The sequence below is a fragment of the Catenibacterium sp. RTP21428st1_D7_RTP21428_210409 genome (assembly GCF_040227455.1).
Lineage (GTDB): Bacteria > Bacillota_I > Bacilli_A > Erysipelotrichales > Coprobacillaceae > Catenibacterium > Catenibacterium mitsuoka_A.
Genome location: NZ_JBEHVX010000069.1, coordinates 1 through 13930 on the forward strand (window position 1 = coordinate 1; position 13930 = coordinate 13930).

A 13930-nucleotide genomic window follows, 5' to 3' on the forward strand; every position below is an offset into this window, starting at 1 on the left:
AAAAAACGGAAAACGAAAAACGAAAATCAAAGAAATGTGTTATTTCCACTTGACAATCGTCATTTCATAACAGATTAGCAGAAAACAAAATGATTTATGTTTTCTTAGATGAAATACAGAATGTTCCTTCTTATGGAAAAGTTGTAGATAGCCTTTATGTAAAAGAGAATATTGATATCTATATTGTAAGATCCACCAAGCATCCAATCACACATTTAAACAGTCAATATATAGAAATACATATTCTTCCTTTATCATTTAAAGAAATATATAAACCTGGAACTGATAAAGAAGAAGCTTTTCAGAAATATATGAAAACTGGTAGTTTCCCCTATATTAATCAAATACAACTGGATAAAGAACAAATTGATATGTATCTAGAAGGAATAAATAATACTGTGATTGTGAAAGATATGGAAGCATTGTGTGAGTCATACCTTTATTATCCTGTTGAAGTGATGGATATATCAGGCAAGGAAGTATTAAAGTCTAATAAGAAGTATTATACTGTAGATCCGGGAATTCTAAATTGTATTCTCCCAAAGCAATCTTATGATTTAGGATTCATGATTGAAAATATTGTATATATAGAACTTCTAAGAAGAAGATATATTGTAAATATTGGACGAAGTGGACTTGCAGAGGTTGATTTCATTGCGAAAAGAAATGATGTCTACACTTATATACAAGTTACTGCATCACTTGTGGACGAGAATACTTTTAACAGAGAGATTAGTCCTCTAAAACTAATTGAAGACAATTATGAGAAAATAATCCTTACTTTAGATAGATATACACTTGGAAATTATAATGGTATTAAGGTAATTAATATCATAGATTGGTTGTTGGAAGAATAGGCTGCAGCGATTAGATTCGCTACAGCCTAGTTTTGTTATTGACTATTCAGTTTCTTGAATTCTTCTATATATTTTCTCAAGAATGGAACTACTGTATAATCATTATTTCTAATGAAATTCACACTTAATTGATCAAAGATGAACTTCTTAAAGTCATCATCTAATGCTCCTTCTAGCACTGTTATTCTACGAATATGACATGCATTGACAAGAGTAAACTTCATAGGCTCCTTTTTACCAACATAATAGTATAACTTCTTTGAATCCTCCTCATCCTTCAAAGTATAAATATGCTGAAATACCTTTACAACATCACTCTTAAGACATGGATTAAATACTACTCTAGAAGTATCTCTACAATGTTTTACAAACTTTCTTCCTAAAGAAGTAGCTAAATTAATAAGTGGTGGATTACCAGCTTTAGATGCTTTTCTAACCACCTCTTGATATTGATAAGTGTTTTTATTTAAATTCTTTAGTATACGTTCTATTTCTTCTCTGTATTCTTCATTTGTTTCCACAAAAGACTTTAATAGACGTGTTAGTTTACTCTTGGAAATTTCTTTATCTTTCCTATATGCATTGAGTCTAAAATCAAGTTCTTTTAAATCAGGTAAAACCATCATCTTACTATCACTTATTAAAGCTTGATAATCTTGAGTAGAAATCAATAATTCTGGTTCAAAAACAGAACTTTTATAATTTGTAAAGACAGATTCATATCTCTGATATAGTTCTGAAGTATCATCCTCAATCTTATAGTAATCCATGCTCCCATCAGGAAATACACTTAAGAGAAAATACTTAGTAATTTTTTTATTACCACAACGTTCAGATTCTCTTGTAACATATTCAACTGGTTTATCCCAATTCCAGTGATATATAGATATACTTCTATTTGCGATATCTCTTTTAATAAGTAATTCCATTAGAATCCTATCCATAATATTATCACTAATATCAACTGTATTATCTCTAGCAATACAAGTCTCATAAGTGATATGTTGGAAGTTTAAATCACTGACATGCTGGTCTGGTATTTTGTTGTTCTTACAATATTTCTGATTATGAATCAATGCAATATTGAACTGTTTACCTTTATCATAATGAATATTATCGATACCTCTATCCTTTAATTTAGAAACAATTAAATCAATCATCTTCTTAGATGAACTATCGTTCACACGGTCAATCAAATGAACACCTAAATCATTATATAGATTTCTTATATAATCCTGGGATAAGAAGTCTGAATATGTATTGGCCATCTGTTCATTATCTAAATCTATAGGATGTAATTGAATATAATCATTAAGATGTAAATCAACATCAATATAAAATTGATGCAACATACCACACTTAGAATTTTCAAACCCCTGTATATCATGAATATCTAAACTATTCACAAAGTCCTCTCTTTGTCTGCGATATACACTTCTTCTCACAAAACACTGATCTGTACTTAATGGTGTAAGGCATCGACGAAGTACATATCCTTCATTACTTTTGTAATATCTAGGCAGTTTTAAAATATCATTTCTATATTTGTCATTATACTCTAATACTTTAGATAAACGATGATAAGATTCACCCTCCATATGCACCATACATTCCTGCTTACTTGTTTCTGATTCAATCAAACTAATATGATATGCTAGAATACAATCTTTTCTAAAAGACTTCTGATTGAAACTGAAATATCTACCTGAGATGTTATTAAACTTCTGAGAGAATTCCATATTAGGCAACATATTGATCAACAATTGAGATAATTCAGTCGGTGTTATACTTAAAGGATCCTTTATATCTAACGGTTCTACAATACTGCCTTTATCATATTGATTGACATGTGATTGAAGGTCTTCTGAACATACACTTCCTTTTTCAAATATAAGATAAACTGGACCTTTATATCTATAAAGTACAGCTAATACTGGAGATAATTGGTCTAGTTTTTCTAAGCTTCTTTTCAGAACACATTTTTCTTCATCTTTATCATCAGTTTGTTTTGGTTGTATTCTATAAAGGTCATAATCACGAATAATATGATCATAATGGATTTCAAGCTTTACTTTATTTGTTTTAATCATCTTTATATTCCTCCAAACACATTCTTATTTTATTAATTGCTTCTTGATTAGCATGGAATCCATCTTCTTCAAGTAAAGAAGGTATTTCAATGATTCTCGGAGATTCAATAATCTTATCTGATTTATTTTCATCAAATATATTAATAATGATTGCCTTTTCTCCACCTATTTCATCTAGCTTATCAATAATCTTCTTAGTCATTTTCTTAGAATCAAAGTTTGAATATCTCCAATGTTTTAAATCGATATAGACCTTACCACGTTTATAATCAAAACGTTCATATTCGTTTGGTTTAAGTTCATCTAGATCAATACCTAATTCTTTCTTTATAATAAAATGACCTACAAACTCTCCTAGTCTTCCCTTATAGATATTCTGGTATAAAACAGGTGATAACATATAATCATTTACTTCAAAACGAGTGGCATACTTATGTTTAACAAACTCCTCTCTTAAACCAGGATAATTCAACATCTTAGAAAGACGTGCATTTTCTTCACTAACTTCGTATATATGCTTGATTCGTTCAGAATCTTTCTTATTCTGTAGTCTGACTATAACTTCCTCTTTAGATTCGTTAAAATAAACATCTGTATATTCAAAATCATGTTCACCAACGAAATAGTATTTATTCATCGGTTCAGATGAATGAATATAGTATTCCTTAACTATTTCATCATCCTTGTTAGAAATAGTAGGATGCTTTAAACATGTTTCACCCAATCTCTTATAGCGTTGTATTTGTTGTGATGTCCAATCTCCTGATAGTAATTCATATATATAGAACTTACCAGAACTAGAAATATGACTGGCTTCATTCTCAACATAATCATATACAGGAACATCTTCTTGTCTTTCTTTAGCATATTCTGCGAGTTTTATTGTTTCTGGTGAAAGTATTTCAGTTTCTAGTATTGATGTATCAAAACTATTCACGATATCTCTCGTAACTAGAATATGAATGACTTTATTCTTATTAAATGAACGAGATAAACGTCCTACTGCTTGAATGATCTGTTTTGTCTTAGAGAGACGTATACTTCTACAGCCTTTAAGTTCCGTATTAAATCCTTTCTCTTTTGGATTCTTTAATTTCTTATAGCCTGCAGAGATACATTTACTTAAGGTACGATGATCAATTTCATTATTCTCATATAAATTCTCTACTTCAATTAAGTAATGGAGTAAATCCTCTTCTTTAAATCCAGATTCAGTATCATAGAGATTGGTGATTACGTTCGTGATATCTCCTAAGAAGATTCCATCGAAATCCTTTTTCTTATTTCTTCCATCTTTTTTATTTGCGAAATCAGTTAAGTTAATCGTATCCAAGCCTTTAGGTAAGTCATATGCCATGTTTTGTCCTGCACCTATAGTAGCATATGCAGAAATCACAAAAATCTTTTTACCCTCTTTTAGAGATTTCAATATCTTCTCTTTATCCTCATCAAATGTTGCACCACTCTTTAATACGATATAATTCTTTTTATTTTCATCAACACCACACTCAATATTTACCAAACGAAATAGTTCCTTAAGTTTTAACAATCTAAGGTTACCTGTTTCTTTTGGTAAAGCATTATTTAAACATAAGAATGAATGAATATCTTTATGTGATACAAAGTATCTATATGCTTGTGCTACCATCAAATATCTTTTAGCATAATAACCCTTCTTATCTGCCTCCATATCCTGAGTGAGAATCTTACAGACTTCATTTTGATGTTTAGGATCAGAAAATACTAATCTAATAGATTCTTTTAAATTTTCATTATGATAATCTATCTCTTCTACCTTTACTTGAATTTCTCCCGTTTCATATTTCTCATTCAATAAAGAATATGTATCTTGGATTCTTTGGTGATCCTCTTCTTCAATAATATGAAAATCATCTTCTAGAGTTTCTTTAAGATACTTGAGTGAATAGTTTGATAATACAGAATCAATATTACATGTTGCACTTAATCCAATAACAGTGGCTTTTTTAGCTAACATAGCTAATATACATTCAGCACTTTTAATAAGATGCATATAATGGAAAGTTGTATTAAAGCCACTATCCTTCTTATTAGTAAATTCAAAAGAACGAATACCTCTATTATAATAATTATTCGTTTTCTTAAATTCATTCTTTGTTTTATTCACCTTCATTACAGGCTGAATATTAATATCATTATCAATATATGATATATCGGGATCAGATAATTTGAATAAATGATAAATAGATCGTACTGCCTCTTCATCATTAATTAGATCATCTTCTTCTGCTTTTAGATTCTTATCGTTTTTATGAGCTGAACCGAGTTTCTTAATATATCTCTTTACAGAAACCAAAAAATTACTCATCTCACCAATAATAGAGAATAAGCTATACACTTCACTACTTATTTTAGGTAATTCTTTTTTTCTCTCTTCGCTATCAAAGATTTTGATGGTCATTCTATTATGCTCCTCATCATAATAGACATAAGCTCTTTTCTTAGATAAACCATCAAAGCTTGCGTGGAATGTTGAATCACTCATCAAGAAATTACGGTTTTTAATTCCTGGGCAATAATAAGGCAGCTCATCATGATATTTGTTTCGTATCTTTAAAGCTTTTTTTCTTATATCTTTTAACTGCGAATCATTTTCAGGTACTAAATCCTTTACATCTTTAGGTGTATTATCCTCCCAATGAATAAATGGACTTGTAATGCGATAAACCATAGGAATCAAATCAACAGTTGAGCTTAAACTACTTTCTATAATAATATCGTTAATTTCATTTTTAGTTGCATCTACTTCATCAATAAAAAGAATACTGTCGTTAATAATTTCAGATTCAGAGAATTTATACTTTTTCTTATAAATAGGATCAATTGAAGTAAAGAAACGCTTTACAGACATACAAATAATCTTATAGTCCTCAATAAACATAGCAGGATATAGAACACTAAGCCACGAATGAAGTGCCTTCATATCTTTCTTTCTATCATCTACATTCTTCTTTTTAAATTCAGCAGTCATTAGTTTACTTCTAACTTCTTTTCTAAACTTACTATCAGCTGATACTAGATCTTCTTGAGATTTTTGAAGCATTTCCGATGTGACATTCCTATTCTTAAATTCCTTTTGGAAATGTTTATAAATATCTAAACTTTTCTTTAAGTTTCTGTATGAATCTAAATCTTGAAATTCATCTGGAATATGAGCTTCATAAAAATAATGCACAATATTATCCACAACACTTTCTACACGTAATACATTTGTTTTATATTCATCTTCACCTAATGCATTTTTTAAATCATCCATTGGTAAGTTATTCAAATTATTTGTGATAAATATAAAGTGTTTATCAAACTTCCTGTAATTATTTTTCATCAACTGTACTGCACTATAAGATTTTGCAGAACCTGTTGGAGTATTCACAAAATACAATCCATTACTTCTTTGTTCGAATATTTTTTCTAATAGTTCTTTCATAAATTTTCACCCTCTAACTTATAGAATTCTTCTGCTCCTTTTACTTCTGTTAATTCACATTGTGATTTTATTATATTCAACGTTTCCTTAACTTCACTTTCTGATAGTTCCAAATTCGATCTCAAGTAAAATCTGATTTTTGATGCTCCTATAAGATGCTCCTATAATATTATTTCCATTATTCAACTCAACAAGCTTCTCCATCAGTACAGACATATCATCCTTTACTGGTTCTTTCTTAACAGCAGTGGGTTTAGTCATTGGTTTATCAAATAAGTAATCTGTTTGTCTTCTTAATAATTCTTTACTACTTATTGAGATTTCCCTGAATATTATCGGATATCCATGAGCCTTTAAATCTCTCACCATCTCATAATAATCAATGTCATTAGATACCAGTATGATTAACCTAGGATTATACTTACCAAACATATAACCAATATACATAGAGATTCTATTATCCACAAAGTTTGTTCCTACACTCTTAGTCTCTACGATATTGATATCATAACCTTCCAGCATATCCTTATATTCTTGTGCTGGTTTTGTGGTGTAATAACCACAGAACAAGTAATAGATATACTCTTTATGTAATAAGTCTGTAGGAATAGCTTGATAGTTTTCAAAATCAACTATGACTATAATCTTAGAATCTAGTGTTCTCTCTATTATTTCTGAGTGTTTCCTACTATGTGAAATAACACTTTTTTCATACAATGCATCAATAAGTTTATTCTGTTGTTCAATCATAATGAGCGCCTCCCTCTCTAATACTATTTTATCTTTTTTTAAAAATAAAAATTTTAGTTAACGTCTGACAACAGCGAATATTAGGCACTTAAATGTAACGTTTAAAAACATAAAAAGAATTACGATTTAAAGGTATTCTTATGAACTGTACTGTCTTGTTATTTAGATATCTCTCAGACCATATAGGTGTTACTTCACTTTTTAGTCGTAAATATTCTATTGATTTTCTACTTAATCTAGCATACAATCATATACATCAATGGCACTCGGTGCGGAAGAAAATTCACGATTTATGTCGTGGTTTTTTTCTTTGTCTTAGAACTCAAAAAAGAGATAGCTTTCGCTATCTCTCAGACCAATTAAGTATTATGATCTTTTCTTTCTCTTAAGTAACATAGCACCTGCTACTGTCATCATAGAGATCCAGCTTGCAATTGATGTTGCATCACCTGTCTTAGCTGGTTTCTTATCCTGAGTAGGATCTTTAGGTGTATCCTTACCTGTTTCAGGATCTTTTGGAGTTTCCTTATCTACTTCATTAAGTCCAATTACTTTTACAGTAAAGTCATGACTTGCAGTCTTTCCTTCTGCATCAGTTACAGTGATACTAACAATCACATCTGTATCCTTCTTAGGAGTTGTTACTTTACCATCTAATGAGATAATACCTTCAGGACTTACCTTAGTAATAATAATACTATAGCCTTCTGGTACTTCAGGAAGTACAAACTGTGTCTGTCCTTTAGAAACAACTGACAGTACCTTATTTCCTGCTAGTAAATCATCTAGGATATCCTGTGATGATGGTTTAGCTGGAGTAACTTCTACCTTCTTGAAGTTTGCTTTTAGAGTAGTGTTTGTAGTTGCTTCAAATGTATATGGGTTAGAAGTACTTACTTCTCTTCCATTTTCATCTGTCCAGTTCACAAATTCATAACCTTTGTTTGCTTTTGCTGTTACAGTCACATTTGAACCTTCTTCATAAATACCATCTTCTTTATCCATTTTGACAGTACCCATGTTCTGATCACTTTCTACTGCAACTGTATACTTCTTATTTTCAACAGTTACTTTTACAACTACTTTCAAGCCATCTGGGTTTACAACGCCTTCTGGTAATGTAAGAGTACCTTCTAATACATATGTACCACATTCATTAGCCTTATAAGATGCTTTATTCCATGTTACGTCTACTTTTTCTGTTTCATTGTTTTCTAATGTAATAGATACTTTGTTTGGTAAATTTAATGAATCAAATGAAGTACCTTTTACTACAGTAAGATCATCTAGCTTCTGGATATCTGTAATCTTTACATCTGCTTCAGAAGACTTTTCAAACTTCGCAATTAAAGCTGTATTACCCTTAACGTTGAATGTATATTCTGCTTTATCAGATACTTTTTCACCATTAGGACGATACCATCCTTTAAATACATAACCTCTATTAGGTGTTGCAGTAATAGTTACAGACTTACCTGCTTTAACTTCCTGACCACCACTTACTTTACCACCTTTTTCTGCTTCTACATAAACAGTATAAGTGTTATTAGTTACATCTTTATTCGCAATATTGAATTCAGAGATAGCTACCCATCCATCATTTGATTCAGATGCTACAAACTTGAATCCATATACATTCTGTGTATCAAAAGTAAATGTTTTTTCTGACTTGTTAGCATCAAATGTCTGATCTTTCGCAACTTCTACCCATTCACCATTCTTTTCAGTCTGGATATAAAGTGAAGCTTTAGTCACCTGGCCACTGTTAGAATCCTGACGTGGTGTGAATGATACCTGATTGATTTCATAAGCTTTATCAAATGAAATTTCTGTCCAAATACTTCCATCAGCACCCTTACCTGTACCTGGAGCACCAGATGTTGTTGGAACCTTATCTTTTGTAGCTTGTGACCAGTCTGAATGCCAGATTGTAGATGGCTTATTGTCAAATGCCATACCGATAATACCTTCACTCTGACCACCGTGAGCTGTTGGTGTTTCTGATTCAGCTTTACCAGTCCAAGAAGCTTTATTATAAAGATCTACTTCTGGTGCTTTTTCAGTTACTACTACGTTATCAATTACTGCAGAAACTGTTTCTGTCTTAGAACCAATTCTTTCTAATGGTAAGGCAAATGTTGAATGTGTGATATTGTCTTTCTTCACCATATCATTGTGAATAAACTTACCTTTTGCATCACATACATATTCACCATTAACATAAAGACTTGTCTTCTGCTGAGCTGTAGTGATTTCAATATTGACTGTCTTACCTACTGGTAATTCATAGTCAAAATAATAGTTATAAAGTTCTCTTGTGAATCCTAACTTACCATCTTCCATGATTCTGATATCATGTGTTCCATAGTTCGCATCTGATTCAAATAGGATATCTCCTGGTTTAGCAGGTTTGTTTAGTTTAATATCAAATGATAGCTTATTACCATTACCAAGTTCTTTAATTGGAGAAGTGACATAACTTACACCATCTTTTAATACTAATGCATTATCCTTGATTTCAGTATTCTTTCCTTCTTTAAGGTCACGTTTGTTTTCAGAACTATCCTTTAAACCGTTATTGAAATCATAGCTTTCATAGTTTTCACCCTTTTTATTTTCTTTGTAATAAGGGTTTGTATTAGGTCCTGTTCCCTTATCCTGAGCCACTTTAGCAAGAGCATCAGCACTGCCTTTTTCCTTACCAGTCGCAGCCCATGTCTTTTCTGCATAGAATGGTAATGCATCAAAGAAACGCCAATATAAATCAGATTCACTTAGACCTGATGCGCTCTTATCGATATTATCACTCCATAATGCGAATGCAGCACCTAACATCTGATCATCACCAGCAGGAACATACTTATAAGAACCACCTTTGACTCTTACTTTGTTTGCTTCAAACTGATTGAAGATTCTATTTACGTTTAATAAATCTCCATAGGCATTGGCACGTCCTTTGTTTCCATTTGGAACCATATAACCAAAGTCATCAATTGTATTAATAAGCTTATAGCCCATATCATACATTTCAATACCATCTGCCCAGTCAGCTGACCAAAGGTTCATTTCTACATTATCAATAGCTTCTCTCTTAATCTGAGTCACTGGATTATCTTTGATCCAAGTTAAACCCCCCCACATACGTACTGTATTTGTTTCTTTTAGGTGAGGAACTAAATCATTAACGAATCCACGATATGCTGTGTAGTTTGATAAGAATTCATCTGCACCAATATGTACAGTTGTTTCTCCATCAAATACTGGATTAGCACCTTTTGTATAATCATCAAAGATTTCTTTGATCTTATCTTTTGTTTCTTTCTTAGAGACATCAAGATGGTCAATAAGTGGTCTATTTCTATTTAATGGTGATACCTTATTCTGAACCATTAATTCTGGCCATACTTTAGTAAATGAAGTGGCATGAGCTGGAACATCAATTTCAGGTACTACATTCATACCAAATGCTCTTTCACCCTGGATGAATTCTCTGAAGTCCTTCTTAGAAATAGAATAGTCTTTTGCAGTAGGTGTTTCACCTTTATCGTTAGATAATCCTGATTCTAGACGGAATGCTTCATAGGCTTTAAATGCTTCATTTTCATTATCACCTTTACCATATTGTTCTAAGAAGATATAGTTATCAGACAAATGAGTCTGTAAGTCATTCATCTTATAGTAACGCATTGTTCTTGCAACATCCTTCATCATATCTAATGAAACTGGTTTACGTGCTACATCGAATAAGAATCCACGTGTCTTGAAACGAGGATAGTCACGCATTTTACCAATCTTATAGCCTTCATTGTCTTCTTTATACATCTGAAGGATTGTCTGCATACCATACATGTTACCTGTTGTATGAACAGACGCAACATTGATACGGTCTTTCTGGATATCCATTGTATATCCTTCATCACCTAGAAGAGTATCTGGTGCTTTTAATTCAAAGTTGAATGCATTAGCCTGAGAAGCACCTTTTTTCACTGTAAGGTTAATACCTGTGAAATCTTTATAATCACGTACAAATTCATCTACAACAGCTTTTAACTTATCATCTGTATAAATCACTGTCTTTAATGAGTTAATAGAAATCTTTTCTGTTGAGTTTGAATGCCATTCCTGGATTTCTGGAATAACAGTAGGTTTTGTATTCTTATTTGCAGACTGTTCATTTATACCTTTTACAACATAGTCAATATCTGCAGTCTTCTTTTCTTTTCCAGTTTCAGTTTCTGTAACTACATAAGAGACCTTTACATTCTTATCAACTAATGGATGGACAATCTTACCATCTGCACCAATGATCTGTTCAAGATCTGCACCATTGATTCTTACAGTAAATCCTGCTGGTACAGCTGGCATATCTAATGTATTCACATCTGCTTCAATTGTCTTACTCTGAGATTCAATAGAAGAGACAACAGAGTTTAGAGTTGCTTTCTGTGCTGTTTGTTCATTAGAATAAACTTCCATTTCAGCAATACTTACGTTATTCCATGATGATGCTTCAGCAACAAAGTTACAAAGCTTTAATTCTTTTGCTTCAATAGGTTCATCGAACTTAACAACAACTTCGTTATTATAACCGTCACCCTTTTTTGTATTAGTAAAGCTCTTTGCAAGTTTTTCTACACCATCTTTATCTTTGTATTTGATATCAAAGCTTTTTACGTTAGATGGCATTGGAGCAACATCTCTTTCAAAGAAATGAATCTTAAGTTCCTTAACGAGAGTCAATCCAGCAAATTTAGTATTGAGCCAGATCTTAGTAGTTGGAGTTTCATAATCACTTGCCCAGCGGTTTGCTTTTTCTGTGCTTCCATCTTTTACTTTATCTGGGCTAAGTGTATTAGCTTCACTACTTGATGCAGTGACTGTAGCGTTTGCCATATGGTTCTTATTAGGCGTAGCATCTGCTTTTTCTACAATCTTACTATAGACTTCAATTTCATTGATTCCAACATTCTTCCAGTTGATTGTACCTCCATCTGCAGAAAGTACAGTTACCTTTACTTTAGTCGCTTGATGATCTTTATCTAACTGAATGATTTCATTCTGTTTAGCCTTAGTAGTCTTTCTATATACTTCTTTATATTGTCCGTTTTCTTCTAGTTCAATCTTATAGCCTAGAATATTCTGTGCATCATCAGTTCTTTCAAAATTGATATTAATTTGACGTACTGTCTTTTCTCCACCTAGATTAATTTCAATCCATTCATTGTCTGCCTTATTCTGTGCTGTTCCCCAGCGAGTCTTGATATCACCATCTACTGCTTTGCTTGGTGATGTAGAATCTACTTCATAACTACTTGCATTAACAGTACATCCTTTAGCAAGATTTAAGTTTTCTACAGCATAGACTGGTCTTACATCAACAAATGCAGCATTCGCAATCATGACAGTTGCAACTAATCCAATAACACCTTGTTTTTTGTTCATTATACGTTTTCCTTTCCTTTTTATATAGGACCAACAAAAAAAGACCAAAGTACCCCTCTTAAAAAGAAGGTTTACTCTGGTCTTGCCTAATTCAATAGTAACAATCCTATACGTTTTTCATACAGTGAAATGATAGCACTTACAATGTACTTATTCAAGTATTTTTTTAATTAATTGTCTTGTGTCTGATAAATTACTATTAAAATACTGTATTGGTAGAATATGCACTTTATCGAGGAGTATAATTATATATATAAATTATACATACAAGGAGGATTGAATTGTTATGGAATTAGGTTTAAAAGATCGAGTCGTTATCGTAACAGGAGCCGCTTCTGGTATTGGTAAAGCTATTGCGGAAGCATATGCAAAAGAAGGAGCAAAACTTGCATTAGCTGATTTAAATCTAGAAGGGTTGAATTCTTTAAAGACAGAACTAAAAGATAATGAAGTTTATGTTGAAAAAGTAGATGTTACAGACGAAAAGAACTGCAAAGATTTTATTAAAAATGTTGCTGAACATTTTGGAAAGATTGATGTTCTATGTAATAATGCAGGAACAGCTTTAATGGGTGATATTGCAACATTCCCTGAAGAAACATTCAGAAAACATGCAGAACTTATGATGTATGCACCAGTGAGATTAACTAATTTATGTATTCCTCATTTTAAGAAAAATGGCTGGGGAAGTGTTGTAAATACAGCTTCCATCTTTGGTAAACAGCCTGGAGGATTAATTAGTTATGATACTATTAAGGCTGCTGATATTATGATTACTAAAGATTATTCAAATTATTGTGCAGCATTTAATGTGAATGTAAATGCTGTGTGTCCTGGCCCTGTAGATACACCGTTATGGCATGCAGAAGGACAGTTAGGTGATCAATTAGCAGGTGCTACTGGTATGAGTCGTGATGAATCTATTGATTGGTTTGCTAAGGCAAATATACCAATGGGTAGATATGCTAAACCTGAAGAAATTGCATCAGCTGCTGTATTCTTATCTAGTGAACCAGCACATTATATTACTGGTGTTGCCTTAAATGTTGACGGTGGCATGGTAAAGTGCATATAGTCAATAATAATATATAATAATTATTGGTATTTAAACATATGGTGAAAGAATATGTCTTTTTGATAATCTGAATTGATTTTTTATTAACTTTCACATAGAATGGCATTTGTAAATGGCACTCAGTGCGGAAGAAAACTCACGATTTTGATGCGCCCCTGTCAAGTAGACAGGTAAAATAATTAAAAACATGTACCCATGCCAGCCACGTAGTGGCTGGCATTTTTTTATGCATAATGTGCCGCCTTATATT

5 protein-coding genes and 1 pseudogene are annotated in these 13930 nt (G+C 31.8%); 2 read left to right on the forward strand and 4 right to left on the reverse strand.

Going from position 1 to position 13930, the window contains the following annotated elements; genetic code table 11:
• Positions 1 to 77 precede the first annotated feature (77 nt).
• A pseudogene (locus ABUA27_RS09615) lies at positions 78 to 857 on the forward strand (ATP-binding protein); the annotation flags it as partial.
• A gap of 35 nt (positions 858 to 892) precedes the next feature.
• Here ABUA27_RS09615 and ABUA27_RS09620 read toward each other — a convergent pair.
• The 4 genes from ABUA27_RS09620 to ABUA27_RS09635 form a co-directional block, all read right to left on the reverse strand.
• Positions 893 to 2947 carry a hypothetical protein gene (locus tag ABUA27_RS09620; RefSeq protein ID WP_349820620.1) on the reverse strand — a complete coding sequence of 685 codons (2055 nt, stop codon included), beginning with the start codon at positions 2945 to 2947 and terminating at the stop codon, positions 893 to 895.
• A complete protein-coding gene (locus tag ABUA27_RS09625; protein WP_349820621.1) occupies positions 2940 to 6413 on the reverse strand; it encodes a hypothetical protein in 3474 nt (1157 codons plus the stop codon). The genes ABUA27_RS09620 and ABUA27_RS09625 overlap by 8 nt, the downstream gene beginning before the upstream one ends.
• 93 nt (positions 6414 to 6506) lie before the next feature.
• Positions 6507 to 7163: a PIN domain-containing protein gene (locus ABUA27_RS09630; RefSeq protein WP_349820622.1), complete on the reverse strand. Its 657-nt coding sequence runs from the start codon at positions 7161 to 7163 to the stop codon at positions 6507 to 6509.
• 366 nt (positions 7164 to 7529) lie between these two features.
• Positions 7530 to 12605 (reverse strand): discoidin domain-containing protein, encoded by a 5076-nt coding sequence (locus ABUA27_RS09635; RefSeq protein ID WP_349820623.1) that lies wholly within the window; start codon positions 12603 to 12605, stop codon positions 7530 to 7532.
• Between the two features lie 286 nt (positions 12606 to 12891).
• Here ABUA27_RS09635 and ABUA27_RS09640 point away from each other — a divergent pair, with 286 nt between their 5' ends.
• On the forward strand, positions 12892 to 13680 hold the full coding sequence (locus tag ABUA27_RS09640) for an SDR family NAD(P)-dependent oxidoreductase (protein WP_349820624.1): 789 nt from the start codon (positions 12892 to 12894) through the stop codon (positions 13678 to 13680).
• Positions 13681 to 13930 lie beyond the last annotated feature (250 nt).